At 65.4% G+C, this 26341-nt stretch carries 18 protein-coding genes; 11 read left to right on the forward strand and 7 right to left on the reverse strand.

The window, feature by feature from the left end; all coding sequences use genetic code 11:
* Together BM315_RS20530 and adeC are read left to right on the forward strand one after the other, a co-directional pair.
* Window positions 1–3141 (forward strand): efflux RND transporter permease subunit, encoded by a 3141-nt coding sequence (locus BM315_RS20530; RefSeq protein WP_090504961.1) that lies wholly within the window; start codon window positions 1–3, stop codon window positions 3139–3141.
* Window positions 3138–4589 carry an AdeC/AdeK/OprM family multidrug efflux complex outer membrane factor gene (adeC, locus tag BM315_RS20535; protein ID WP_090504964.1) on the forward strand — a complete coding sequence of 484 codons (1452 nt, stop codon included), beginning with the start codon at window positions 3138–3140 and terminating at the stop codon, window positions 4587–4589. Before BM315_RS20530 ends, adeC begins: the two co-directional genes overlap by 4 nt.
* A 65-nt stretch (window positions 4590–4654) precedes the next feature.
* Here the strand turns inward: adeC and csiR are convergent, their stop codons facing one another.
* Window positions 4655–5347 (reverse strand): DNA-binding transcriptional regulator CsiR, encoded by a 693-nt coding sequence (gene csiR / locus BM315_RS20540; protein ID WP_090504967.1) that lies wholly within the window; start codon window positions 5345–5347, stop codon window positions 4655–4657.
* A 169-nt stretch (window positions 5348–5516) separates the two neighbouring features.
* Between csiR and glaH the strand changes: the two genes are divergently transcribed.
* The 9 genes from glaH to BM315_RS20585 all read left to right on the forward strand — a co-directional run bounded on the left by glaH (window position 5517) and on the right by BM315_RS20585 (window position 19124).
* The gene (gene glaH / locus BM315_RS20545; protein WP_090504970.1) at window positions 5517–6494 is read left to right on the forward strand and encodes a glutarate dioxygenase GlaH; all 978 of its coding nucleotides are present in this window, start codon (window positions 5517–5519) and stop codon (window positions 6492–6494) included.
* A gap of 92 nt (window positions 6495–6586) precedes the next feature.
* A complete protein-coding gene (lhgO, locus tag BM315_RS20550) occupies window positions 6587–7828 on the forward strand; it encodes an L-2-hydroxyglutarate oxidase (RefSeq protein ID WP_090504973.1) in 1242 nt (413 codons plus the stop codon).
* Window positions 7829–7997: 169 nt separating this feature from the next.
* Entirely contained in the window at window positions 7998–9365 is a 1368-nt protein-coding gene (locus BM315_RS20555) for an aspartate aminotransferase family protein (protein WP_090504976.1), read from the forward strand.
* 70 nt (window positions 9366–9435) lie between these two features.
* Window positions 9436–10884: an NADP-dependent succinate-semialdehyde dehydrogenase gene (gabD, locus tag BM315_RS20560; RefSeq protein ID WP_090505008.1), complete on the forward strand. Its 1449-nt coding sequence runs from the start codon at window positions 9436–9438 to the stop codon at window positions 10882–10884.
* A gap of 312 nt (window positions 10885–11196) precedes the next feature.
* Entirely contained in the window at window positions 11197–12558 is a 1362-nt protein-coding gene (locus BM315_RS20565) for a purine-cytosine permease family protein (RefSeq protein WP_090504979.1), read from the forward strand.
* Between the two features lie 144 nt (window positions 12559–12702).
* Window positions 12703–13881, forward strand: coding sequence for a hypothetical protein (locus BM315_RS20570; RefSeq protein WP_090504982.1), 1179 nt, complete (start codon window positions 12703–12705; stop codon window positions 13879–13881).
* Window positions 13882–14211: 330 nt separating this feature from the next.
* Window positions 14212–15957 carry a caprolactamase subunit beta gene (gene capB, locus BM315_RS20575; protein WP_090504985.1) on the forward strand — a complete coding sequence of 582 codons (1746 nt, stop codon included), beginning with the start codon at window positions 14212–14214 and terminating at the stop codon, window positions 15955–15957.
* A gap of 20 nt (window positions 15958–15977) precedes the next feature.
* Entirely contained in the window at window positions 15978–18068 is a 2091-nt protein-coding gene (capA, locus tag BM315_RS20580; RefSeq protein ID WP_090504987.1) for a caprolactamase subunit alpha, read from the forward strand.
* A gap of 96 nt (window positions 18069–18164) precedes the next feature.
* Window positions 18165–19124 carry an AraC-like ligand-binding domain-containing protein gene (locus tag BM315_RS20585; protein WP_090504990.1) on the forward strand — a complete coding sequence of 320 codons (960 nt, stop codon included), beginning with the start codon at window positions 18165–18167 and terminating at the stop codon, window positions 19122–19124.
* A gap of 74 nt (window positions 19125–19198) precedes the next feature.
* Here the strand turns inward: BM315_RS20585 and purU are convergent, their stop codons facing one another.
* The 6 genes from purU to BM315_RS20615 all read right to left on the reverse strand — a co-directional run.
* Window positions 19199–20062 carry a formyltetrahydrofolate deformylase gene (gene purU, locus BM315_RS20590; RefSeq protein WP_090504993.1) on the reverse strand — a complete coding sequence of 288 codons (864 nt, stop codon included), beginning with the start codon at window positions 20060–20062 and terminating at the stop codon, window positions 19199–19201.
* Between the two features lie 119 nt (window positions 20063–20181).
* The gene (locus BM315_RS20595) at window positions 20182–20811 is read right to left on the reverse strand and encodes a sarcosine oxidase subunit gamma (protein WP_090504996.1); all 630 of its coding nucleotides are present in this window, start codon (window positions 20809–20811) and stop codon (window positions 20182–20184) included.
* A gap of 86 nt (window positions 20812–20897) precedes the next feature.
* Window positions 20898–23915 (reverse strand): sarcosine oxidase subunit alpha, encoded by a 3018-nt coding sequence (locus BM315_RS20600; protein WP_090504999.1) that lies wholly within the window; start codon window positions 23913–23915, stop codon window positions 20898–20900.
* The gene (locus tag BM315_RS20605; protein WP_090505002.1) at window positions 23912–24241 is read right to left on the reverse strand and encodes a sarcosine oxidase subunit delta; all 330 of its coding nucleotides are present in this window, start codon (window positions 24239–24241) and stop codon (window positions 23912–23914) included. The genes BM315_RS20600 and BM315_RS20605 overlap by 4 nt, the downstream gene beginning before the upstream one ends.
* Window positions 24242–24256: 15 nt before the next feature.
* The gene (locus tag BM315_RS20610) at window positions 24257–25507 is read right to left on the reverse strand and encodes a sarcosine oxidase subunit beta family protein (RefSeq protein ID WP_090505004.1); all 1251 of its coding nucleotides are present in this window, start codon (window positions 25505–25507) and stop codon (window positions 24257–24259) included.
* A gap of 141 nt (window positions 25508–25648) precedes the next feature.
* Window positions 25649–26341, reverse strand: a 693-nt coding sequence (locus tag BM315_RS20615; RefSeq protein ID WP_141123983.1) for a serine hydroxymethyltransferase, incomplete at its 5' end; no start/stop codon positions are given.

The following is a 26341-nucleotide window of genomic DNA, read 5'->3' on the forward strand; positions in this document are numbered from 1 at the left end:
ATGTCGAAATTCTTTATCGATCGGCCGATCTTCGCCTGGGTGATAGCCCTGGTCATCATGCTGGTCGGCGCGCTGTCGCTGCTCAAGCTGCCGATAAACCAATACCCGAGCATCGCACCGCCGGCCATCGCCATCGCCGTGAACTACCCGGGCGCGTCCGCACAGACGGTGCAGGACACCGTGGTACAGGTGATCGAGCAGCAGCTCAACGGCATCGACAATTTGCGCTATGTCACCTCGGAAAGTAATTCCGACGGCAGCATGGCCATCACCGCCACCTTCAACCAGGGCACCAACCCGGACACCGCCCAGGTCCAGGTGCAGAACAAGCTCAACCTGGCCACCCCGCTGCTGCCGCAGGAAGTTCAGCAGCAGGGCATCCGTGTGACCAAGGCGGTGAAGAACTTCCTGATGGTGATCGGCCTGGTCTCCGAGGACGGCAGCATGAGCAAGGACGACCTGGCCAACTACATCGTCTCCAACATGCAGGATCCGATCTCGCGCACCGCCGGCGTCGGTGACTTCCAGGTGTTCGGCGCCCAGTACGCCATGCGCATCTGGCTCGACCCGGCCAAGCTGAACAACTTCCAGCTGACCCCGGTGGACGTGAAAACCGCCATCGCCGCGCAGAACGTCCAGGTCTCTTCCGGCCAGCTCGGCGGTTTGCCGGCGGTGCAGGGCCAGCAGTTGAACGCCACCATCATCGGCAAGACCCGCCTGCAGAGCGCCGAACAATTCTCCGCCATCCTGCTCAAGGTCAACCCGGACGGCTCGCAGGTACGCCTCGGCGATGTGGCCGAGGTCGCCCTGGGCGGCGAAAACTACGGCATCAGCGCCCAGTTCAACGGCAAGCCGGCCTCTGGCCTGGCCGTCAAGCTGGCGACCGGCGCCAACGCCCTGGAAACCGCCAAGGCATTGCGCGCGACTATTGCCGAGTTGGAGCCGTTCTTCCCGCCAGGCATGGAGGTGGTGTTCCCGTACGACACCACACCGGTGGTGAGCGAGTCGATTTCCGGCGTGGTGCACACCCTGCTCGAAGCCATTGCCCTGGTGTTTCTGGTGATGTACCTGTTCCTGCAGAACTTCCGCGCCACCCTGATTACCACCATGACGGTACCGGTGGTGCTGCTCGGCACCTTCGGCGTGCTCGCCGCCTTCGGCTTCAGCATCAACACCCTGACCATGTTCGGCATGGTGCTGGCCATCGGCCTGCTGGTGGACGATGCCATAGTCGTGGTGGAAAACGTCGAACGGGTGATGGCCGAAGAAGGCCTGTCGCCGAAAGAAGCCACGCGTAAATCCATGGGTCAGATCCAGGGTGCGCTGGTCGGCATCGGCCTGGTCTTGACCGCCGTGCTGCTGCCGATGGCGTTTTTCAGCGGCTCAACCGGGGTGATCTACCAGCAGTTCTCGATCACCATCGTCTCGGCCATGGTGCTGTCGGTGCTGGTGGCGCTGATTTTCACCCCGGCACTCTGCGCGACCCTGCTCAAGCCGCTTGGCAAAGGCGAGCATGCGCCCAGGCGCGGCTTCTTCGGCTGGTTCAACCGCAGCTTCGAGCGTGGCGTGCAACGCTACGAGCGCGGTGTCGCGAGCATGCTGCGGCACAAGCTGCCGTACCTGCTGGCCTATCTGCTGATCATCGTCGGCATGCTCGCGCTGTTCACCCGCATCCCCACCGCCTTCCTCCCGGAGGAAGATCAGGGCGTGCTGTTCGCCCAGGTGCAGACGCCGGCTGGCTCCAGCGCGGAGCGTACCCAGGTGGTGGTCGACGAGATGCGCAGTCACCTGCTCAGCGAGGAGGCGGATACCGTCAGCTCGGTATTCACCGTCACCGGCTTCAACTTCGCCGGTCGCGGCCAGAGCTCGGGTATGGCCTTCATCATGCTCAAGCCCTGGGACCAGCGTTCGGCGGAGAACAGCGTGTTCAATCTGGCGCAGCGCGCGCAACAGCACTTCTTCAGCTTGCGCGACGCCATGGTGTTCGCCTTCGTGCCACCGGCGGTGCTTGAGCTGGGCAACGCCAGCGGCTTCGACCTGTTCCTCCAGGATCGCGCCGGGGTCGGCCACGACAAGCTGATGGCAGCGCGCAACCAGTTCCTTGGCATGGCCGCGCAAAGCAAGGTGCTGGCCGGCGTACGGCCGAACGGGCTGAACGATGAGCCGCAGTACCAACTGAGCATCGACGACGAACGCGCCAGCGCCCTCGGGGTGACCCTGGCGAACATCAACCAGACCCTGTCGATTGCCCTGGGTGGCAGCTACGTCAACGACTTCATCGACCGCGGCCGGGTGAAAAAGGTGTACCTGCAGGGCCAGTCCAGCTCGCGGATGAGCCCGGAAGACCTGAACAAGTGGTACGTGCGCAACGACAGCGGCGAAATGGTGCCCTTCTCGGCCTTCGCCAGTGGCGAGTGGATCTACGGTGCACCCAAGCTGACCCGCTACAACGGCGTCGCGGCCATGGAAATCCTCGGTACGCCAGCTCCCGGTTACAGCTCCGGCGAGGCCATGGCGGAAGTCGAGGCGCTGGCGCGGAAACTGCCGGCGGGCATCGGCTATTCCTGGACCGGACTGTCCTACGAGGAGCGCCTGTCCGGCTCGCAAGCACCGGCCCTGTATGCGCTCTCGCTGCTGATGGTATTCCTCTGTCTGGCCGCCCTGTACGAGAGCTGGTCGATCCCGATTGCGGTGATGCTGGTGGTGCCGCTGGGCATCATCGGCGCCCTCGCGGCCACCAGCATGCGTGGGCTGTCCAACGATGTGTACTTCCAGGTCGGCTTGCTGACGACCATTGGCCTGGCGGCGAAAAACGCCATCCTGATCGTCGAGTTCGCCAAGGAGCTGCACGAGCAAGGGCGCAGCCTGAGCGAGGCGGCGATCGAAGCCTGTCGCATGCGTTTGCGCCCGATCATCATGACCTCGCTGGCCTTCGGCCTCGGCGTGGTGCCGCTGGCCATCGCCAGCGGCGCCGGCTCGGGCAGCCAGCACGCCATCGGTACCGGGGTGCTCGGCGGCATGACCAGCGCCACCGTCCTGGCGATCTTCTGGGTGCCCCTGTTCTTCGTCACGGTCTCGTCACTGTTCCACAGCAAGAAAAGCAAGCAGAGCGAAACATTCGTCGAGGAGGCGGCCCAATGAACCAGACCCTGGTATCCATCGCCGTCGCCACCCTGCTGCTCAGCGGCTGCTCGCTGATCCCCGATTACCAGCAACCGCCCGCGCCGATGGCCGGCCAATGGCCCCAGGGCCAGGCCTATGCGCCAGCCGAGGCGGCCGTCAGCGCCGCCGCCGAGCAAGGCTGGCGCGACTACTTCCGCGACCCGGCCTTGCAACAGTTGATCGAGACCGCGCTGGTGAACAACCGCGACCTGCGCGTCGCCGTCTTGAATATCGAGGCCTACCGCGCGCAGTACCGCATCCAGCGCGCCGACTTGCTGCCGGCGGTCAGCGCGGATGGCGGCGGCAGCCGGCAACGCCTGCCGGCGGACGTCGAACAAACCGCTAGCGCCGGGATCAGCAGCCAGTACTCGGCGACCCTCGGCGTCAGCGCCTATGAGCTGGACCTGTTCGGTCGCGTGCGCAGCCTCAGCCAGCAGGCGCTGGAAACCTACCTGTCCAGCGAAGAGGCGCGGCGCTCCACGCAAATCAGCCTGGTCGCCAGTGTCGCCAACGCCTACCTGACCTGGCAGGCCGATCAAGCCCTGCTGCAGCTGACCGAAGACACCCTCGCCGCCTACGAGCAAAGCTACCAGCTGACCCTGCGCAGCAGCGAGATCGGCGTGGCGTCGGCGCTCGACCTGAGCCAGTCGCGCACCTCGGTCGAAGGCGCCCGGGTCAAGCTGGCGCAATACCAACGCCTGGTCGCGCAGGACCGCAACGGCCTCACCCTGCTCTTGGGCAGCGGCCTGCCGGCGGATCTGCCCGCCAGCCAACCGCTCGACGCAGAGCTGCTCAGCCAGGTGCCGGCCGGGCTGCCGTCGGACCTGCTGCAACGACGCCCGGACATTCTCGAAGCCGAGCACCTGCTCAAGGCGGCCAACGCCAACATAGGCGCGGCGCGGGCGGCGTTCTTCCCGCGCATCAGCCTGACCGCCAATGCCGGCAGCCTCAGCCCGGATCTCTCCGGGCTATTCGGCGGCGGTTCGGGCACCTGGCTGTTCCAGCCGCAGATCAGCCTGCCGATCTTCACTGCCGGCAGCCTGCGGGCCAGCCTGGATTACGCGAAGATCCAGAAGGACATCGGCGTCGCCCGCTACGAGCAGAGCATCCAGACCGCCTTCCAGGAGGTTGCCGACGGCCTGGCGGCCCGCCAGACCTACCAGCGCCAACTCCAGGCCCAGCGTGATCTGGTCGAAGCCAACCAGGACTACTACCGCCTGGCCGAGCGCCGCTACCGCATCGGCATCGACAGCAACCTGACCTTCCTCGATGCCCAGCGCTCGTTGTTCAGCGCGCAACAGGCGCTGATCAGCGATCGACTGGCGCAGCTGACCAGCGAAGTGAACCTGTACAAGGCACTCGGCGGTGGCTGGCGCGAACGCAGCGATCAGGCCGCGCGCGCACCTCAGGTGCCCGCGGAGGGCTAGAAGGTTGTGAAAGAAGCCGTCTCCTGCGCCCGCAGGAGGCGGTGCACTACGCAGTGCCTGGCCTGCTAGGCCGCCAGTCCCTGCGCCCGCATCAGTTCGCCGATGATCGGCACCGGGCCGAGCAGGTGCTCGCGCATGATGCGGCTGGCCCGCTCGGCATCGCGCGCCAGGATCGCCTCGACCAGCACCGCATGTTCATGCCGCTTGGCCTGCAAGGCCTGTTCGGAAAACACCGTGTGCTGCAACCAGAGATGGCGATAGCGCTCGGCCTGATCGAACAGCGACGCACGCACCTGCAACAGGTGCGGCGAGCCGCAGCCCGCCACTATGGCCTCGTGGAAGGCCTTGTGCCGGGCATCCCAGAGGCTGAGCATTTCTTCGGCGTTGCGCACCTCGACGACCTTGCCCAGGGTGTGCGCGCGGGCGAGGATTTCCGCTTCCCAGCTGTCGTCGCCGCGCTCGATCGCCAGGGTCAGGAGCATGGCCTCGAGGTTGGCGCGGGCGTCGTAGATGTCCGCCAACTCGCTCAGCGACATGGGCGCGACCCGATAGCCGCGCTGGCTGATGGCAACCACCAGGCGCTCGGCCACCAGCTGTGACAAGGCCTCGCGCAACGGCCCGACGCCCAGCCCGTAGCGCTCCTTCAAGCCGCTCATCAGCAGCTTTTCGCCGGGCTTGAACAGCCCGCGAATGATGTCCCGTTTGAGCACGTCATAGCCACGCACGGCGAAGTTTTCCCGAAAAACTGGTGCTTCCATCTGAACAGCCCCTTTGGCATACCCCGCCATCATACCGAATCAATCGACAAGAGCTGCTTGCATCCGCGAGCCACACTTTTATTGACACATTTTAAAAATGTCGATATTTTCAATCTTGATCGACATTACCTCGTCCACACCGCTGCACTCCCCGCCCAGGAGAATCGCCATGACCCGCTTCGTTCCCGTCAAAGATCTAGTTGTCCCGCTACCGCAGGAGCTCAAGGGTTTCACCCTCGCCCCGAGCCCGTACTCGCCGCGTCTGCTGCAACTGACCTTCAGTCACGCCACGGTCGAGGCGTTTCTCGCGGCCATGGCCGAATGGCCGGTACAGGCCCTGGAGTACAAGTCGTTCCTGCGTTTCCGTGCGGCCAAGCTGCTCGACGAACTGTGCGCAGGCACCCTGCAGCCGGTGCTGATCAACACCCTGGTCGATCGTGACAGCGGTGGCTTGCTGATCACCCCACAAGGCCTGGATCGCGTGGCGCAGGCCGACGACATGGTGAAACTGGCCACGGCCGTGGCCCACCTGTTTGGCCGTTCCAACTACGACGCCATGAGTGGCCAGTACTACGCACGCTTCGTGGTGGAGAACGTCGATAACTCCGACAGCTACCTGCGCCAGCCGCATCGGGTGATGGAACTGCACACCGACGGCACCTTCGTCGAGCAGGACACCGACTACGTGCTGATGATGAAGATCGACGAGCAGCACATGGAAGGTGGCAATTCCCTGCTGCTGCACCTGGATGACTGGGAGCAGTTGCAGGCCTTCAACAGCCACCCGCTGGCGCGGCGCGACATGCGCTGGACCGCGCCGCCGAGCAAGAAGGTCGACAAAGATGTGTTCCATGCGGTGTTTGACACCGACAACCAGGGCCGGCCGATCATCAGCTACATCGACCAGTTCGTGCAGCCACGCAACTTCGAGGAAGGCAACTGGCTGACCGATCTGTGCGAATCGCTGGAAACCAGCCAGCACAAGCTGTCGGTCCCGGTGCCGGTGGGCAGCTTCCTGCTGATCAACAACCACTTCTGGCTGCACGGCCGCGACCGCTTCACCGCCCACCCCGGCCTGCGCCGCGAACTGATGCGCCAGCGCGGCTACTTCACCCATGCCAAGGTGCTGCGCAACCCGCGCCAGTGAAGCAACGCCCGGCACCGCGCGCCCCTGTCGAGAGCCCGCCGGTCGCAAGGCCGGCGCTCTCGCACACCCACTCCAAGATCGCAGGCAACGGCATGTACGACTTCATCATCATCGGCGGCGGCATCATCGGCATGTCCACCGCCATGCAACTGATCCAGGCCTACCCCGACAGCCGCATGCTGCTGCTGGAGAAGGAAACGGCACCGGCCATGCACCAGACCGGCCACAACAGCGGCGTCATCCACGCCGGCGTGTATTACACGCCGGGCAGCCTGAAATCCAGGTTCTGTCTGGAAGGCAATCGCGCGACCAAGGCCTTCTGCGATCAGCAGGGGATTCGTTACGACAGCTGCGGCAAGCTGCTGGTGGCGACCAACCAGCTGGAAATGCAGCGCATGCAGGCGCTGTGGCAACGCACCGCAGCCAATGGCCTGGAGCGGCACTGGCTGAGCGCCGGCGAATTGCGCGAGCGTGAACCGAACATCAGCGGCATCGGCGGGATATTCGTGCCCTCCAGCGGCATCGTCGACTACGCCGAGGTTACCGCCGCCATGGCCCGCGAGTTCCAGCAGCGCGGCGGCGAAATCCGCTATGCCTGCGAGGTCGTCGGCCTGCAGGAGCGCCCTACGGAAATGCTGGTGCAGACCGCGACCGGCGACTTCAGCTGCCGCCTTATGATCACCTGCTCGGGGCTGATGGCCGACCGCATGGTGCGCCTGCTCGGGCTCGACCCGGGTTTCAGCATCTGCCCCTTCCGCGGCGAATACTATCGCCTGCCGGAACAGCACAACCGGATCGTCAACCACCTGATCTACCCGATCCCGGATCCGTCCATGCCGTTCCTCGGCGTGCACCTGACCCGCATGATCGACGGCAGCGTCACCGTCGGCCCGAACGCGGTGCTGGCGCTCAAGCGCGAGGGCTACCGCAAGCGCGATTTCTCCCTGGCCGACAGCCTGGCCATGCTCGGCGACCCGGGCATCCGCAAGGTGCTGCGCGACAACCTGCGCCCCGGCCTGAGCGAGATGAAAAACTCGCTGTTCAAGCGCGGCTACCTGCAGCAAGTGCGCAAGTACTGCCCCAGCCTCAGCGTCAAGGACCTGCAACCCTATCCGGCCGGGGTGCGCGCCCAGGCGGTATCCAGGGACGGCAAGCTGATCGAGGACTTCCTGTTCCGCAACACCCGGCGCAGCGTCAACGTCTGCAATGCCCCGTCGCCGGCGGCGACCTCGGCGTTGCCGATCGGCGCCTACATCATCGAACAGGTCGACGCGCAACTGCTGGCCCTGCCTGGCTTCAACAAGACCCGGCAAGAGCCGGCGGCACACGCCTAGGCCGGCAGTACGCCAGGAGCGAAAAAGCAATGCACCCAGCGACAATCCAGGCGCCCCTGCCGCCGCGTAGCCTGTGGCTCATGCGCCTGCCCGCGGGCACTCATAAGAACAACCAAACCACTTGATCGCCAGGCCAGCCGCGCCTGGCCACTCACCTCGAGAGCGTGCCATGAACCAGCCAGTTTCCTCGTTGCCGGAAAAAGACATCCAGTACCAACTGCATCCCTACACCAATGCCCGCCTGCACCAGGAGGTCGGCCCGTTGATCATCGAGCGCGGCGAAGGCATCTATGTGTATGACGACCAGGGCAAGGGCTACATCGAGGCCATGTCCGGCCTGTGGAGTGCGGCGCTGGGCTTCAGCAACCAGCGCCTGATCGCCGCCGCCGAACAGCAACTGCGCACCCTGCCGTTCTATCACCTGTTCAGCCACAAGTCGCACCGGCCGAGCATCGAGCTGGCCGAGAAACTGATCGAGATGGCGCCGGTGCCGATGAGCAAGGTGTTCTTCACCAACTCCGGCTCGGAAGCCAACGACACCGTGGTCAAGATGGTCTGGTACCTGAACAACGCCCTCGGCAAACCGGCCAAGAAGAAGTTCATCAGCCGGGTCAACGGCTACCACGGCATCACCCTGGCCAGCGCCAGCCTGACCGGCCTGCCCGGCAACCAGCGCGGCTTCGACCTGCCGCTGCCGGGCTTCCTGCATGTCGGCTGCCCGCACCACTACCGCTGCGCCCAGCCCGGCGAGAGCGAGGAGCAGTTCGCCGACCGCCTGGCCGCCGAACTGGAGCAGAAGATCCTCGCCGAAGGCGCGGAGACCATCGCCGCCTTCATCGGCGAACCGCTGATGGGCGCCGGCGGCGTCATAGTGCCGCCGCGCACCTACTGGGAGAAGATCCAGCGAGTCTGCCGCCGCCACGACATCCTGGTGATCGCCGACGAAGTCATCTGCGGTTTCGGCCGCACCGGGCAGATGTTCGGCAGCCAGACCTTCGGCATCCAGCCGGACATCATGGTGCTGTCCAAGCAGCTGTCGTCCTCTTACCAGCCGATCGCCGCGATCCTGATCAACGACCGGGTGTTCCAGGGCATCGCCGACCAGAGCCAGAGCCTCGGCACCCTCGGCCACGGCTTCACCGGCAGCGGCCATCCGGTGGCCACCGCCGTGGCCCTGGAAAACCTCAAGATCATCGAAGAAGAGCAGTTGGTCGAGCACGCCGCGCAGATGGGCCAGTTGCTGCACGCCGGCCTGCGGCAGTTTGCCGACCACCCGCTGGTCGGCGAGGTCCGCGGCTGCGGCCTGATCGCTGCGGTCGAACTGGTCGGCGATCGCGTCAGCAAGGCGCCGTACCAGAGCCTCGGCACCCTCGGCCGGCACATGGCCGCCCGGGCCCAGGAGCACGGCATGATCACCCGCGCCATGGGCGATGCCGTGGCCTTCTGCCCGCCGCTGATCGTCAGCGAAGCGGAGATCGGCCTGATCCTGCAGCGCTTCGCCAGGGCCCTCGACGACACCAGCCAATGGGCTCGCTGATTCGGGGCAGGCCGGAGGCCTGCCTGTCGATGCGACTACAACAATGAACCGCAGCCACCCGGAGCCCGCCATGCAACTGAAAAACGCCCACCTGTTCCGCCAGCAAGCCTATATCGACGGGGTATGGCTAGACGCGGACAGCGGCCAGACCCTCGCCGTGAATAACCCGGCCAGCGGCGAGATCATCGGTTCGGTACCGAAGATGGGCCGCGCGGAAACCCGCCGCGCCATCGAAGCCGCCGAGCGCGCCCTGCCGGCCTGGAGCGCGCTGACCGCCAAGGAACGGGCGAGCAAGCTGCGCCGTTGGTTCGAGCTGATGATGGAAAACCAGGACGACCTCGGCCGCCTGATGACCATCGAACAGGGCAAGCCGCTGAGCGAAGCCAAGGGCGAAATCGCCTACGCCGCCTCCTTCCTCGAATGGTTCGCCGAAGAAGCCAAGCGCGTCTATGGCGACACCATTCCCGGCCACCAGCCGGACAAGCGCATCATCGTGCTCAAGCAGCCGATCGGCGTCACCGCGGCCATCACCCCGTGGAACTTCCCCTCGGCGATGATCACCCGTAAAGCCGGTCCGGCCCTGGCCGCCGGTTGCACCATGGTGCTCAAGCCGGCTTCGCAGACCCCGTATTCCGCCCTGGCCCTGGCCGCCCTGGCCGAGAAGGCAGGGATTCCGCCCGGCGTGTTCAGCGTGGTCACCGGCTCGGCCTCCGAAGTCGGCGGCGAGCTGACCGGCAACCCGATCGTGCGCAAGCTGACCTTCACCGGCTCCACCGAAATCGGTCGCCAGCTGATGGCCGAATGCGCCCAGGATATCAAGAAGGTGTCCCTGGAGCTGGGCGGCAACGCGCCCTTCATCGTCTTCGACGACGCCGACCTGGATGCCGCCGTGGAAGGCGCGCTGATCTCCAAGTACCGCAACAACGGCCAGACCTGCGTGTGCGCCAACCGCCTGTATATCCAGGACGGCGTGTACGACGCCTTCGTCGAAAAACTGAAGGCCGCCGTGGCCAAGCTGAAGATCGGCAACGGCCTGGAACACGGCACCACCACCGGCCCGCTGATCGACACCAAGGCGGTGGCCAAGGTCCAGGAACACATCGCAGACGCCCTCGGCAAGGGCGCCAAGCTGGTGGCAGGCGGCAAGCCGCACAGTCTCGGTGGCAGCTTCTTCGAGCCGACCATCTTGGTCGACGTGCCGAACCATGCCGCCGTGGCCAAGGAAGAGACCTTCGGCCCGCTGGCGCCGCTGTTCCGCTTCCAGGACGAGGCCGAGGTGATCGCCATGGCCAACGACACCGAGTTCGGCCTAGCCTCCTACTTCTATGCCCGTGACCTGGGTCGGGTGTTCCGCGTGGCGGAAGCGCTGGAGTACGGCATGGTCGGTATCAACACCGGGGTGATCTCCACCGAAGTGGCGCCGTTCGGCGGGGTCAAGGCGTCCGGCCTAGGCCGCGAGGGCTCCAAGTACGGCATCGAGGACTACCTCGAACTGAAGTACCTGTGCCTCGGTATCTGAGCTGACCTTGGTCACGGCTTCACCCGCGATGCTGCTCACCTGACCAGGTGAGCAGCATTTTTTGTAGCCCGGATGCAATCCGGGGAAGTCTGGCGCCCGACCAATCGCTCCCGGATTGCATCCTGGCTACGCACTTGCTCCTTTCACCCTGGTGCGCACGGCGCACCCTACGGTTCCTCCGGCACGCCTCCGCGCGGCGACACAGCCAGTTCACTGGATGACAAAAGACAGGGCCGCCAGCAGCAATTCTTTGTCCGCCCGCCTGCTTAGCATCATGACTCCACCCCCTCGCACAACAACAAGAGAAGAGTCATGGCCGGAAATATCAAGAAGCACGGCGACAGCGCCGACTGCGCCCTCGTGGCGGTCCCCGACAATCAACGCATGAGCAAAGGTTCGCTGACCATGGCCTGGTGGGCCATCTGCAGCGCCATGTTCTGGCTGGTGGTGTCCGCCACCCTGGCGATGAACTTCGGCACGCAGAACGCCATCATCGGCCTGCTGCTGTCCGTCGTCACCTACGCGGCCATCAACGGCGTCATCGCCCGCTACGCGATCAAGACCGGACTGTCGGTCGCCCTGTTCTCCCGCGTGCTGTTCGGCCGCACTGGCGCGGCACTGGCCACCCTGATCTTCTTCGCCACCGCGATCTACTACAGCGTGTTCGAAGGCTCGGTGATCGCCATCGCCATCCAGAATTATTTTTCAGGTCTTACCCTCAACCAGGCCTACCTGCTGGTGGTGCTGTACAGCGTGCCGCTGGTGTTCGGCAGCGTGCAGACCTGGCTGGACAAGTTCAACGGCGTACTGCTGCCGCTCTACCTGCTCGGTCTGATCGCCGTGGTGGTGATGGCGGTCGGCGAATACGGCTACAGCTCCGCCTGGCTGGAGATGGGTCCCGAGAGCGGGCCGGTGAGCAATGGCTGGTGGGACTGTTTCACCTACTTCATGGGCGTCTGGATTCTCATGATGTACACCTGGGACTACGCCCGCTTCGGCCGCCAGGAAGATGCCGGCTACCACGCCAGTTTCAACTTCGGCCTGCCGTTCTACATCTTCACCTTCCTGATCAACGGCCTGATCGGCATCTTTCTCGCCGCGACCATCCCGACCCAGGGCGGTCTCTCGGAAGTCTCGGTGGTGCTCGCCATCGTCGAGCTGATGGGCATCTGGGGCCTGCTGTTCGTCTGGGTCAGCCAGACCCGCATCAACACCGCCAACTTCTTCATGGCGGCCAGTAACATGCATGCGTTCTTCGGCCGCTTTGGCCTGGCCGGCGTGCCTTACATGGTCTGGGCCGTGGTGGTCGGCATGGTGGTGTACGCCCTGATGCTGCTCAACGTGTTCAGCTACATCCTGCAGGCCCTGGCCTACCAGAGCATCTTCGTGGTGGCCTGGGTGGCGATCGCCCTGGCTCACATCTTCTCGCCGAAGTACGACCAGCTGTTCGACGGCAAGCTGGAGTACCAGCCGGATCGCGTCACCTCGTTCAACCCCTGCGGCCTGACCGCCTGGTTCTTCGCCGCCGGCCTGGGCATCGTCCTGCTCAACGTCGACGGTGCGGCGCTGGCCTCCTACTCGGCGCCGGTGACCTTCGTCAGCGCCTTCGGCGCCTACTGGCTGCTGCTGGGCAACGCCAAACGCAGCTGGTTCATCCGCGCCAGCTGCAGCTGACACCACGCTCGTCCATAGCTGCCGGGGCTTGCCCTGGCCGCTCGCGGCAGCGAACCCACCGATTCAGCGCAAGCCTCGGCACCCCGCCGCGGCTTGGCGCTGCGCTGCAAAAAAACAAGACAGATAACGCAAAGGAGTAGCTCCATGAACCTGTTCAACCGTCGCACCCTGCCCGCCCTCGGCGCCCTGCCCCTGCTGGCGGCCATCGCCTTGCCGGCCGGTGCGGTCGCGATCAACGACAACCTCGACATCGGCGGCGCAGTGCGGGCGCGCGTCGACTACGACCCCGACCGCGACATCGAGAAACTCAGCTTCGATACCGCCTTCCTCACCGCCAGCTACAACTCCGACAGCTGGATAGGCGCAGCCAAGTACCGCTTCTACGGCGATGCCTACCCCTACGACTACACCGACAGGATCGGCGATATCTCCTTCGCCGAATACGCCTGGATCGGCTACAAGTTCGACGAGTCGCGCCAGTTCCAGGTCGGCCTGAACAAGATCCCCTTCGGCCTGCAGCCTTACTTCGGCAGCACCTTCTTCGAGTCGCTGGGCAACGTCATCGGCCTCGAAGACATCCAGGACCTGGGCGTCAAATACATCCACCAGCAGGGTGACTGGAACCTCCAGCTCGGCTACTACCTGCGCCCCGCCGACCAGGGCCAAGGCACCAGCCGCGGCGGCCGCACCTATGCCACCAGCGTCGCCACGGCCGACGACTATGTGGTCGATGGCAGCGACAACCACGAGCGCGACATCCTGGTCGGCCGTCTGGCGCGCAACCTCAAGCTCGGTGCCTGGCAATCGGAGGTCGGCTTCTCTGCACTGACCTCGGAGCTGGAAAACCAGGACACCCGCGACAGCGGCCGGCGCAACGCTCTGGCCGTGCACTACCTGGGCAAGAACGGCCCCTGGGGCGTACAACTGCAGGCCGCCCGCCAGGACATGACGCCGGAAAACCCCGGCAGCGACAAACTGGTCAGCTTCGGCAGCTTCGACGGCACCTTCAACGTCGCCGCCAAGGGCGATCTGTACGTAGCCGACCTCAGCTATGACGTTGCCGGCACCTTCGGCTGGCTCTCCGGGGTCAAGGTCTATGGCAACTACAGCCTGTTCGACAAGCACGAGTCCAGCTTCGAGGATTCCCAGCGCTTCATCCTCGGCACCTCCTTCTCGCTGAAAGACCTGTGGATCGCCGTCGAATGGCTGCACGGCAAGCACGACCCCTACATCGGCGGCGGCAGCTACACCCAGAGCTTGGGTGTCGGCGGCAGCGACCGCTGGGAGAACCAGCTGTACGCCAATATCGGTTACTACTTCTAGGGACAGATCCCACGGGACGCCTGCTCACGCTCCTGTCTTGGCCAGCCTCGCGCTGGCCTTTTTTGTGCCCTTGGTCCCGCTCGGATGGAGCGAAGCCGCCGGGCCGGCTGTCGGCGGTGCGCACGGCGCACCCTACCCGACCCGGGCACGCCGCAGGCTACGTTTGCAGGAGAACGTCCCACCCGTGCCCCCTGCGGACAGTGCACTGCACGCCAATAAACGGTGCACCCGGCGACAAGCCAGGCGCCCGGCCGGCGCGTAGCTTTGGTGACGTGGGCAAGACATCCGTCACGGCCCCCACCCGGACAAAAACAAGATTTGTGGTGACCCATGAGCACAGTAGATCCGATCACCCTGGCAGTCGTGCGCGGTGCGCTCGAAACCGCCCAGCGAGAAATGACCCTGACGCTGGAGAAGACCAGTCGTTCGAGCGTGTTCAACCTCGCCCACGACTATTCCAACGCCCTCTTCGACCATCTCCCGGAAATGATCCTGCAAGGCCAGGACATCCCGATCCACCTCGGCTCGCTGATCCCGGCGATGAAATGCGTGGCCGGCTTCTTCGGCGATGACATCGCCGAGGGCGACGTCATCTATCACAACGACCCGGCCTACAAGGGCAGCCACATCCTCGACTGCTGCATGTACAAGCCGGTGTTCTACCGAGGCGAGCTGGTGTTCTGGACCGTCTGCAAGGGCCACCTCACCGACATCGGCGGCCCGGTGCCGGCCGGTTACAACCCGGACGCCAAGGAAATCTATGCCGAAGGCCTGCGCATCCCGCCGGTCAAGCTGTGGGCCCAGGGCAAGCGCCGCGAGGACGTGGTCAACCTGCTGCTGACCAACATGCGCGCCCGCGCCTACCAGGAAGGCGACCTGAATGCCCAGTACGGCGCCTGCAGCGTCGGCGAGCGTCACCTGATCGAGCTGCTCGAGCGCTACGGCGTCGAGCAGGTGCGCGCCTGCATCGGCGAACTCAAGGACATGGCCGACCGCCACATGCGCGCCCTGCTGCGCGAGGTACCGGACGGCTGCTACTCGGGCACTGCGGTGCTCGAAGACTCCGGCCACGGCCTGGGCGAACTGGCGATCACCGCGCGGGTGGAAATCCGTGGCGACCAGGCCCATGTGCAGATCGAGAGCCCGCCCCAGGTGCCCTACTTCATCAACTCCTATGAGGGCAACTCGATCTCCGGCGTCTACCTCGGCCTGATGATGTTCGCCCAGGTGCCGCCGCCCTATAACGAAGGCCTGTACCGCTGCGTCAGCGTCGACCTCGGCCCACCCGGCACGCTGTGCAACGCCCAGGAACCGGCGCCGCACGTCAACAGCACCACCACACCGATGGAAACCCTCGCCGACGCCGTGCGCCTGGCCCTGGAGCAGGCCGCACCGGAGCGGGTGACCGCCTCCTGGGGGCATGCCAGCGGGATCAACATCGCCGGCCACGACCCGCGCAACGGCAACGACGAATACGTGACCATGGTCCTCGCCTCGATCATCTCCGGCGCCGGCGCCAACCAGGCCATGGACGGCTGGCCGGCCTGCGGTCCGCTGTGCTGCTTCGGCGCGCTGATGTCCGGCGATATCGAGCTGCTGGAGTATTCCTACCCGATCCTGATCCACCGCTACAGCCTGATGGCCGACAGTGGCGGCGCCGGCGAATTTCGCGGCGGTTCCGGCACCCGCCTGGAGATCGAACCGCTCGAACACGCCATGACCGTGGTCGGTTTCGGCGAAGGCCGCCAGTTGCCCACCGCCGGCGCGGCCGGGGCGAAGAACGTGCTGCTCGAACCCAAGCTCGGCCGCCTGATCCACCGGCATGCCGACGGCGAGGAAAGCCACTACATCCAGAACACCCTGCTGACCGCCCAGCCGGGCGAACGGGTGATCAACGTCAATCCGGGCGGCGGTGGCTATGGCGACCCGCTGCGCCGGCCACTGAGCGCGGTGCTGGACGATGTGCGCAACGGCCTGGTTTCGCGCGAAGGCGCGCGCCTGGAATACGGCGTGGTCATCGACCGCCACGGCCAACTCGACGAAGCCGCCACCCGCGCCCAGCGCGCAGCGCAATGAGCACAGCAGAGGATCAGAGCATGACTAAGCAACAATATCGCCTGGGCATCGACGCCGGCGGCACCTTCACCGATTTCATCCTCGCCGACCGCAACGGCAACGTGCAGCTGTTCAAGGCGCCGTCCACCCCGCATGACGGCACCCTGGCGATCCGCAACGGCCTGGCGCAGATCGCCGATGCCATCGGTCGCAGCCCGGCCGAGATCATTACCGACTGCGACCTGTGCATCAACGGCACCACGGTGGCGCTCAACGCGCTGATCGAGAAGACCGGGGTCAAGGTCGGCCTGCTGTGCACCGACGGCCACGAGGACAGCCTGGAAATCCGCCTCGGCCACAAGGAAGACGGTCACCGCTACGACGCCACCTACCCGCCGGCGTACATGCTGGTGCCGCGCCACCTGCGCCGGCCGATCGGCGGGCGCGTGCTCAGCGACGGCCGCGAACACAGCCCGCTGGACGAGGCGGCGATCCTGGCCGCCATCGACTACTTCCGCGAGCAGCAGGTGCAGGCGGTGGCGATCTCCTTCGTCTGGTCGGTGCGCAACCCGAGCCACGAACAGCGCGCCATGCAGATGGTGCGCGCCGCCCTGCCGGACGTATTCGTCTGCAGCGGCCACGAGGTGTTCCCGCAGATCCGCGAATACACCCGCACCTCCACCACCGTGGTCAATGCCTACCTGAGCCCGGTGATGGGCCGCTATATCGAGCGCATCGACGCGCTGTTCGAGGAGCTGGGCGCGCAGCAGCCGACCCGCTACTTCCAGTCCAACGGCGGCCTGGCACCCGGAGCGGTGATGCGCGAGCGCGCGGTCAATGCGATCAACTCCGGTCCGGCCTCTGCCCCGCAAGCCGGCCTGTGCGTGGCGCAACCCTTCGGCATCGACAACGTGATCACCGTCGACATGGGCGGCACCTCGTTCGACATCACCCTGAGCAAGGGCGGCCGTACCAATTTCAGCAAGGACAGCGACTTCCTGCGCTACCGCATCGGCGTACCGATGATCCAGGTGGAAACCCTCGGCGCCGGCGGCGGTTCTATCGCCCACCTCGACGACTTCGGCATGCTCCAGGTCGGCCCGCGCAGCGCCGGTGCCACACCCGGCCCGGTGTGCTACGGCAAGGGTGGGGTCGAGCCGACGGTGACCGACGCCAACCTGGCACTCGGCTACCTGGCCGACGGCGCCCTGCTCGGTGGCAGCATCCGGCTAAACCGCCAGGCCGCGATCGACGCGATCCGGAGCAAGATCGCCGAACCCCTGGGCATCAGCGTCGAGCGCGCAGCCATCGGCATCATCACCCTGGTCAACCTGAACATGGTCAGCGGCATCCGCCGGGTGTCGGTGGAGCGCGGCTATGACCCGCGCGACTTCGCCCTGATCGGCGCCGGTGGCGCGGCGGGCATGCACGTGATGCGCCTGGCCGAGGAAATCGGCAGCCAGGTGGTGCTGATCCCCAAGGTGGCGTCCGGTTTGTGCGCCTTCGGCCAGATCCTCTCGGACATCCGCTACGACCAGTTGACCACCCTGCCGATGCGCCTGGATGACCAACACGTCGACCTCGAGCAGCTCAACCTCGCCCTGCACGACCTGCGCGAGCGCGGCCTGGCCAACCTGCGCGACGACGGTTTCAGCGCCGGCAACCGGGTCGACTGCCAGTACAACCTGGAGATCCGCTACCTCGGGCAGATCCACGAGTGCAACGTCGAGCTGAGCTGCGAGCGGCTCGACCACAACAGCCTGGCGGCGCTGCGCGAAGCCTTCCACCAGCGGCACAAGGCGCTGTTCTCCTACAGCGAACCGGACAGCCCGATCGAACTGGTCAACCTCGAGTGCTCGGTGATCGCCCGCCTGCAGCGGCCACCCATGCCGGAGCTGGTCATCCCGGCCGAAGCGTGCGCGGCCAGCCCGGTCGGTTACCGGCCGATGCTGTTCAGTGCCCAGGACGACTGGCTGGACACCCCGGTGTACAACGGCGACCGCCTGCAGGCCGGACAAGTCATCCAGGGCCCCTGCGTGATCGAGGAAGCGACCACCAACATAGTCGTGCCGCCGGGCTGGCAGGCCACCCTGGCGCCTTCGGCCACCTATAGACTGACGCCCGGTGATTGACCCTTGGTAAGCATTGGCAAATGATGGCAAAACAGCGGCGCCGGCAGTTCTACTGATCGGCGCCGTCCTCACAACAAAAACAAATGAGGACCGGCCATGGCACAGCAACTCTCCACCCGCTACTGGCCCGACAGTGAACGCCAACCGCGTTGGGCCGAGGCGATCGGCAGCACCTATTTCCCGCTGTCGCTGGAGTTCGCGCCCAACGCCCGTTTCAGCGGCAGCCTGCAGATCTGGGAAACTAACAGCACGGCCCTGACCCTGTCGCGCCTGCGCTCGAGCCAGCTCGGCTACTCGCGCAGCAAGGCCCAGGTCAGCGACGACCGCGAAGCCTGCTACCTGGTCACGGTGCCGCGGCGTGCCGAGGTGCACTTCGAGCAGGACGGCCGCGAACTGCACTGCCAGCCCGGCGGCTTCATCTTCGAGCGCGGCGATGCGCCCTACCGTTTCCACTACGCCAGCGACAACGATCTCTGGGTATTCAAGCTGCCCGAGCGTGCCCTGCATGGCCAGCTGCGCGGCGCCGAGCGCTATACGCGCTTCTGCTTCGACGCCAGGCGCAGCCTCGGGCGGATCTTCGTCGACCAGCTGGCGATGTGCGCCGCGCGCTTCGACGAGTGCGACCAGGCCGCCCGCCACATGCTGCTGGAACAGGCCCTGTCGACCCTGCTGATGGCCTTGCGCCAGGACGAACGGGTGCTCAACAGCGAAAGCTCGAACCTGGCCGCCCTGCACCTGCAGCGCATCGAGCACTATGTCGAGCAACACTTGTGCTCGTCCGACCTGACCCCGCAACAGGTCGCCGCCGCCTGTGGCCTGTCGGTGCGCTATGTGCACAAGCTGTTTACCAGTACCTCCTACAGCCTCGGCGAGTGGATTCGTGTGCAGCGTCTGGAAGCCATCAACCGGCGCCTGCACGACCCGCACTGCCACCTGTCGATTGGCGAACTGGCGCTGCACTGGGGCTTCAGCGACCAGGCGCAGTTCACCCGCAGCTTTCGCCAGCACTTCGGCTGCACCGCCAGCGAGGTTCGCGCGAGGCTGTCCGCCAAGTAGGGTGCGCTGCGCGCACCGGCAGCGCGTTTCAGCATCGGTGCGCACGGCCTAGGCGGCCCCGCGCACCCTAGGGTCTATGCGTGCAGCACCACGGTGCGGTTGGCGTTGAGGAACACCCGCCGCTCGAGGTGGTAGGCAATCGCCTTGGCCAGGGTCTGGCACTCGATGTCGCGGCCCTTGGCGACCAGGTCTTCGGGGTAGTGGGCGTGATCCACCGACTCCACGCCCTGGGCGATGATCGGCCCCTCGTCGAGGTCGTTGTTGATGTAGTGGGCGGTGGCGCCGACCAGCTTGACGCCCTTCTGGTACGCCTGGTGGTAGGGCTTGGCGCCCTTGAAACCGGGCAGCAGCGAGTGGTGGATATTGATCGCCCAGCCATCCAGCTTGCGGCACAGCTCCGGTGACAGCACCTGCATGTAGCGCGCCAGCACCACCAGTTCGGCGCCTGTGTCCTCGATCACCTGCAGCACCTGGCGCTCCTGCGCCGGCTTGTCGTGGGGGTCGAGGGGGAAATGGTGGTAGGGAATATCGTGCCAGCGCGCCAGCGGTTCCAGATCCGGGTGGTTGGACACCACCGCCACCACGTCCATGCCCAGGTGGCCGATGCGCTGGCGATAGAGCAGGTCATTCAGGCAATGATCGGCCTTGCTCACCATCAGCACCACCTTGGCCCGGTAGCCCGGCGGGGTCAGTTCGGTGTGCATCGCGAAAGGCGCCAGGCGCTCGTCCAGGCCGGCGCGGAAGGCCTGCTCGTCGAAGCCTTCCGGCTGGCGGAACTCGACGCGGATGAAGAAGCGCGAGGACAGCCGGTCATCGAACGAATGGTGCTCGGTGACATAGCAGCGCTGCTCGAACAGAAAGCGCGTCACCGCGTCCACGGTGCCGAGCACGCTCGGGCAATGGCCGGTGAGAATCCAGGTATCGGGGGTGCGGCTCATATCGATCTCCAATGCGGAGTGACCGTAGGTTGGTGTTGAGCGAAGCGATACCCAACAGCCCTTTCAGCGGATTCCGGGAACGCAGCGTTGGGTATCGTCGCTGCGCTCCTCCACCCAACCTACGCCTCGATCGCCAACCCATACTCGGCGCTGGCATCCTGCAGCCACAGCCAGATGTAGTCGGCGAAGCTGCGGCGAACCACCAGTTCCCAGGTGTCCTCGCCGGTGTGGCGGATCACCAGCTGCGACTTGGCGAAAACCGTGCCGACCGCCTTGCCCACCGGGAAGTTACGCGGGTGCACGTCGTAGCTGGTCGATTTCATCAGCAGTTCACGGACTTTCGGCCCGCTCAGCTCGACGATGGTCTGGCCGCCACTGACGTTGACGGCCTGGTAGTGCTGTCCGACCAGTGCTTCACGTAGCTTCTGCTCGATGGCGAACTCCGTACCACCGGGCACGATCAGCAGCCACTCGTCCGGGCCCAGCCACTGCAGCGAGGTCTCGCCCTTGACCACCAGGCCCAACGCGCCCGGCAGCTCCAGGCCAGTGATCTTGTGCACGGCGCCGGCAAAGGCCGCGTCATGGCCATCGCCACGCAGGGTCAGATGACCCAGCAGTTTTTTCTCGCGCAGGACGACGCCCGCGGTGCTCTTGCCCTTGCCCGCCAGCTCATGCAAGCCGGCGTGGAACAGCGGGGACTCGGCGTGCGCCGCATCGGGGCGCTGCTTGTATACGTTTACTGTGCTCATATTGTTCTGCCTGTCGTAGGTACGTCAGCGCTAATTCGTGGCTCGCCAGACTCCAACCTGCTGGTGCCTGGCGAGCGGTCGTGGTCTCAGATGTTCTGCCGATCGCCTTTCGGATCGAGGAACACCGAGCTGACAATTTCGGCCTCGATCAGGGTACCGTCCGCCAGCGGGGCGAACACGCGCTCGCCCATGCGCTTCAAGCCGCCCTTGACCAGAGCCAGGGCAAAGCTGTAGCCCATGCTGGTGCTGAAGTAGCTGGAGGTAACGTGACCGACCATGCTCATCGGCACCGGCTGCTTCGGGTCGAACACCAATTGCGCACCCTCCGGCAGCACCTTGTCCGGGTTCACGGGCTTGAGACCGACCAATTGCTTGCGATTCTCGCGCATACAGTCTTGGCGGTTCATGCCACGCCAGCCGATCCAGGAGAACGGCTTGGTCCGACCGACGCACCAACCCATGTTCAGATCGTCCGGAGTCACCGACCCGTCAGTCTCCTGACCGACGATGATGAAGCCCTTCTCGGCCCGCAGCACGTGCATGGTTTCGGTGCCGTAGGGGGTCAGGTTGTACTTCTTGCCGGCGGCGACGATCTTTTCCAGCACGCCCATGGCGTAGTCGGCCTGCACGTTGACCTCGTAGGAAAGTTCACCGGTGAAGGAAATGCGGAACACCCGTGCCGGCACGCCGCCGACCAGGCCTTCCTTCCAGGTCATGAACGGGAAGGCGTCCTTGCCCAGGTCGATGTCGGTCACTTCCGCCAGCAGCTTGCGGCTGTTGGGGCCGGACAGGGTCATGGTCGCCCAGTGGTCGGTGACCGAGGTGAAGTACACCTTGAGCTCCGGCCACTCGGTCTGCTGGTAGATTTCCAGCCACTGCATGACCCGCGCGGCGCCGCCGGTGGTGGTGGTCATGACGAAGTGGTTGTCGGCCAGACAGGCGGTCACGCCGTCGTCGAAGACCATGCCGTCTTCCTTGCACATCAGGCCATAACGGGCCTTGCCCACGTCCAGCTTGGTCCAGGCGTTGGTATACACGCGGTTGAGGAACTCGCGCGCGTCCGGGCCCTGGATGTCGATCTTGCCCAGGGTCGAGGCATCGAGGATGCCGACGCTGTCGCGCACCGCCTTGCATTCGCGGCCGACCGCTGCGTGCATGTCCTCCCCACGCTTGGGGAAGTACCAGGGGCGCTTCCACTGGCCGACGTCCTCGAACTCGGCGCCATTTTTCAGGTGCCAGCTATGCAGCGCGGTGTAACGCACCGGGTCGAACAGCGCGCCGCAGTTGCGCCCGGCCACGGCGCCGAAGCTCACCGGGGTGTAGTTCGGACGGAACATGGTGGTGCCCATCTGCGTGATGCTGATGCCCATGGAGCGGGCGGCGATGGCCAGACCGTTGATGTTGCCCAGCTTGCCCTGGTCGGTGCCGAAGCCCAGTGCGGTGTAGCGCTTGACGTGCTCGACCGACTCGAAGCCCTCGCGGGTGGCCAGCTCGATGCCGGCGGCGGTGACGTCGTTCTGCTGGTCGACGAACTGCTTGGGCGCACGCGCCGTGGATTTGTCGTGGGGCACCTGGAACAGCGCAATGGACGGCTCCTCATGGCGACCGAAGACCTTCGGCAACTCACCGCTGACCGGCTTGAAGCCCGTCTCGGTGGCGGCCTTGACGCCGGCTTCGAAGCCGTCGGTAAGCACATCGCCGAGGGCGAACACACCATTGACCGCACCGGCGCAGACACGCTGCTGGAAACCTTCACCGGGGACGAAGGCGAGGATGTCCTCACGCCACACCGGCCGACCACCCAGGTGCGACGCCAGGTGCACCACCGGGCTGTAGCCGCCGGAGCTGGCTACCAGGTCGCAGTCCAGCCAGTCACCGGAGCTGGTGACCTTGTGTGCCTTGGCATCGATCCGCGCCACGCATGCCGCGCTGACGCGCTTGCTGCCACGGGCTTCGATGACCGCACTGCCGGTCATTATCCGCACGCCCTTGGCCCGCGCTTCTTCGACCCAGGCACCCTTCGGGTTGGGCCGTGCATCGGCGATCGCCACCACCTGCAGGCCGGCTTCCAGCCAGTCCAGGGCGACACGGTAGGCGTAATCGTTGGTGGTCGACAGCACCAGTCGCTTGCCCGGCGCCACGCCGTAACGACGCACGTAGGTGGAGACCGCGCCGGCCAGCATGTTGCCCGGCACGTCGTTGTTTGAATAAACCAGCGGCCGCTCGTGGGCGCCGGTGGCCAAGACCACGCGTGTGGCACGCACCCGGTGCAGGCGTTGACGCACCTGACCCAGCGGGGCCGTCTCGCCGAGGTGGTCGGTACGACGCTCGTGAATGGTCAGGAAGTTGTGATCGTGGTAGCCGTGCACGGTAGCGCGCGGCAACAGGGTCACTTCCGCCATGCCGGCAAGTTCGGCGAGAACCTTGGCCACCCATTCGCTGGCCGGTTTACCGTCGAGGGTTTCGCGGCTGTCGAGCAGATGCCCGCCAAACTCTTCCTGTTCGTCGGCGAGGATCACCCGCGCACCGCTACGGCCGGCGGCCAATGCCGCGGCCAGACCGGCGGCGCCGCCGCCGACCACCAGCACGTCGCAGTGCTGGTTCATGTAGTCGTAGCTGTCCGGATCGTTTTCCTTGGGCGCGCGACCCAACCCTGCGGCCTTGCGGATGTACTTCTCGTAGGTCAGCCAGAGGTTCTGCGGGTACATGAAGGTCTTGTAGTAGAACCCCGGCGGCATCATGCCGCCACCGACCTTGCCAAGAATGCCCATCAGGTCGGTGTTGACGCTCGGCCAGCCGTTCACGCTGCTGGCCGTAAGGCCGGCGTACAGCGCCTGCTGGGTGGCACGCACGTTGGGGATCGTCGCCGCTTCGGTCGAGCCGATTTGCAGCACGGCATTGGGCTCCTCGCAACCGGCGGCGACTATGCCGCGCGGGCGCGAGTACTTGAAGCTGCGGCCGACCACGTCGACGCCGTTGGCCAGCAGGGCGGCGGCCAATGTGTCGCCGGCATAACCCTGGTAGGTCTGGCCGTTGAAGCTGAAGCTCAGCGGCTGGCTGCGGTCGATACGCCCGCCCCGGGAAAGACGATTGATCTGGCTCATGCCTTTGCTCCTGCCGTGCGGCTGGTCAGCGGAGCGCTCTTGGCCTTGGCGGTCACGCTCGGCTTTTCACCGATTTTGTAGGTTTCGAAAATTTCGTAGCTGAGGGTGTCGCGGGTGACGTTGAAGTACTGGCGACAGCCGGCCGCATGGATCCACAACTCGTGGTGCAGGCCGCGCGGGTTGTCGCGGAAGAACAGGTACTCGCCCCACTCCTCATCGGTACAGGTGCTCGGATCCAGCGGGCGCGGGATATGCGCCTGGCCGGCCGTGTGGAACTCCTCTTCGGAGCGCTGTTCGCCACAATGGGGACAGAAGATATTAAGCATTGCGGATTTCTCCTGTTAGTGGGCGACGCCGGCAGCGCCGTGCTCGTCGATCAGGGCACCGTTATAGAAACGATCCATGGCGAAGGGTTTGGCCAGCTCATGCATTTCGCCTTTGGCCAGGCTGGCGGCGAACACATGACCGGAACCGGGAGTGGCCTTGAAGCCGCCAGTGCCCCAGCCGCAGTTGAAGAACAGGTTCTGCACCGGGGTCTTGCTGATGATCGGGCAGGCGTCCGGCGTAGTGTCGACGATGCCGCCCCACTGGCGGTTCATGCGTACCCGCGAGAGCACCGGGAACAGCTCGACGATCGCCTGCAGAGTGTGCTCGATGGTCGGGTAGGAGCCGCGCTGGCCGTAACCGACGTATCCGTCGATGCCGGCGCCGATGACCAGGTCGCCCTTGTCCGACTGGCTGATATAACCGTGCACCGCGTTGGACATGATCACGCTGTCGATGATCGGTTTGATCGGCTCGGATACCAGCGCCTGCAACGGGTGCGATTCCAGCGGCATGCGGAAGCCGGCGAGCTTGGCCATGTGCCCGGAGTTACCGGCGGTGACCACGCCGACGCGCTTGCCACCGATGAAGCCACGGCTGGTTTCGACGCCGTAGACCACGCCGTTTTCCTTGCGAAAACCGGTAACTTCGGTCTGTTGGATCAGATCGACGCCGAGTGCATCGGCGGCGCGCGCGTAGCCCCAGGCCACGGCATCGTGACGGGCCACGCCGCCACGGCGCTGCAGGGACGCGCCCATCACCGGGTAACGGGTGTTCTTGCTGCAATCCATGAAGGGGATCAGCTCCTCGACCTGCTTGGCATTGAGCACTTCGCCGTCGATGCCGTTAAGGCGGTTGGCGCTGACCCGGCGCTCGATGTCGCGCATGTCCTGCAGCGAATGACCGAGGTTGAACACCCCGCGCTGGGAAAACATGACGTTGTAGTTGATGTCCTGGGACAGGCCTTCCCACAGTTTCATGGCGTGCTCGTAGAGCTGCGCCGACTCGTCCCACAGGTAGTTGGAACGCACGATGGTGGTGTTGCGCGCGGTGTTGCCACCGCCCAGCCAACCCTTCTCGATCACCGCGACGTTCTTCACGCCGAACTCTTTCGCCAGGTAATAGGCGGTGGCCAGGCCGTGACCGCCACCGCCGACAATGATCACGTCGTACACCGGTTTGGGCGTCGGGTTGCGCCACATGCGCTGCCAGTTTTCATGGTGACTGAACGAGTGTTTGAACAGGCCGAAGCCGGAATAACGTTGCATCAGTGGGTACTCCTGATACGTAAAAACTTAACCGTGGATTGCCTGTTCGGCCTTTGTAGGGTGGGCCTTGACCCACCATCGGCGTTACCGGCTGCGGTGAGCCAAGGCCCACCCTACGGGGCGCGGGTATGGCGCCTGAGTTCAGCGATACACCGGATAATCGGCACACAGCCCGGCGGCCAACTCGGCCACCCGGGCCTCGACATCGGCATCGCCGAGGTGATCGAGGATGTCGCAGATCCAGCCGGCCAACTCGATGCTCTGTTGCTCCTTGAAGCCGCGAGTGGTGATCGCCGGGGTGCCGATGCGCAGGCCCGAGGTGACGAACGGCGACTGCGGGTCGTTGGGCACGGAGTTCTTGTTCACCGTGATGCCGGCACGCCCGAGGGCGGCGTCGGCGTCCTTGCCGGTCAGGCCCTGACGGATCAGGCTGACCAGGAACAGGTGGTTATCGGTGCCACCGGAAACCACGTCGAAACCGCGCTCGATAAACACCTTGGCCATGGCCTGGGCGTTCTTGATCACCTGCGCTTGATACTCCTTGAAGCCAGGCTCCAGCGCTTCCTTGAAGCACACCGCCTTGGCCGCGATCACGTGCATCAGCGGACCACCCTGGGCACCGGGGAACACCGCGGCATTGAGCTTCTTCTCGATCTCCGGGTTGGCCTTGGCCAGGATCAGGCCGCCGCGCGGGCCGCGCAGGGTCTTGTGGGTGGTGGTGGTGACCACGTCGGCGAACGGAATCGGGTTGGGGTACAGGCCGGCGGCGACCAGGCCGGCGACGTGGGCCATGTCGACGAACAGCAGGGCACCGACCTTGTCGGCGATGGCGCG

The organism is Pseudomonas borbori (assembly GCF_900115555.1).
Taxonomy (GTDB): domain Bacteria; phylum Pseudomonadota; class Gammaproteobacteria; order Pseudomonadales; family Pseudomonadaceae; genus Aquipseudomonas; species Aquipseudomonas borbori.

Bases quoted from the DNA above. Each gene is read 5' to 3' on its own strand.
- capB (WP_090504985.1), top strand. From the start codon at position 14,212: ATGAGCACAGTAGATCCGATCACCCTGGCAGTCGTGCGCGGTGCGCTC.
- BM315_RS20570 (WP_090504982.1), top strand. From the start codon at position 12,703: ATGAACCTGTTCAACCGTCGCACCCTGCCCGCCCTCGGCGCCCTGCCC.
- adeC (WP_090504964.1), top strand. From the start codon at position 3,138: ATGAACCAGACCCTGGTATCCATCGCCGTCGCCACCCTGCTGCTCAGC.
- BM315_RS20600 (WP_090504999.1), bottom strand. From the start codon at position 23,915: ATGAGCCAGATCAATCGTCTTTCCCGGGGCGGGCGTATCGACCGCAGC.
- BM315_RS20555 (WP_090504976.1), top strand. From the start codon at position 7,998: ATGAACCAGCCAGTTTCCTCGTTGCCGGAAAAAGACATCCAGTACCAA.
- purU (WP_090504993.1), bottom strand. From the start codon at position 20,062: ATGAGCCGCACCCCCGATACCTGGATTCTCACCGGCCATTGCCCGAGC.
- BM315_RS20595 (WP_090504996.1), bottom strand. From the start codon at position 20,811: ATGAGCACAGTAAACGTATACAAGCAGCGCCCCGATGCGGCGCACGCC.
- BM315_RS20530 (WP_090504961.1), top strand. From the start codon at position 1: ATGTCGAAATTCTTTATCGATCGGCCGATCTTCGCCTGGGTGATAGCC.
- capA (WP_090504987.1), top strand. From the start codon at position 15,978: ATGACTAAGCAACAATATCGCCTGGGCATCGACGCCGGCGGCACCTTC.
- BM315_RS20605 (WP_090505002.1), bottom strand. From the start codon at position 24,241: ATGCTTAATATCTTCTGTCCCCATTGTGGCGAACAGCGCTCCGAAGAG.
- BM315_RS20585 (WP_090504990.1), top strand. From the start codon at position 18,165: ATGGCACAGCAACTCTCCACCCGCTACTGGCCCGACAGTGAACGCCAA.
- gabD (WP_090505008.1), top strand. From the start codon at position 9,436: ATGCAACTGAAAAACGCCCACCTGTTCCGCCAGCAAGCCTATATCGAC.
- BM315_RS20610 (WP_090505004.1), bottom strand. From the start codon at position 25,507: ATGCAACGTTATTCCGGCTTCGGCCTGTTCAAACACTCGTTCAGTCAC.
- BM315_RS20565 (WP_090504979.1), top strand. From the start codon at position 11,197: ATGGCCGGAAATATCAAGAAGCACGGCGACAGCGCCGACTGCGCCCTC.
- csiR (WP_090504967.1), bottom strand. From the start codon at position 5,347: ATGGAAGCACCAGTTTTTCGGGAAAACTTCGCCGTGCGTGGCTATGAC.
- glaH (WP_090504970.1), top strand. From the start codon at position 5,517: ATGACCCGCTTCGTTCCCGTCAAAGATCTAGTTGTCCCGCTACCGCAG.
- lhgO (WP_090504973.1), top strand. From the start codon at position 6,587: ATGTACGACTTCATCATCATCGGCGGCGGCATCATCGGCATGTCCACC.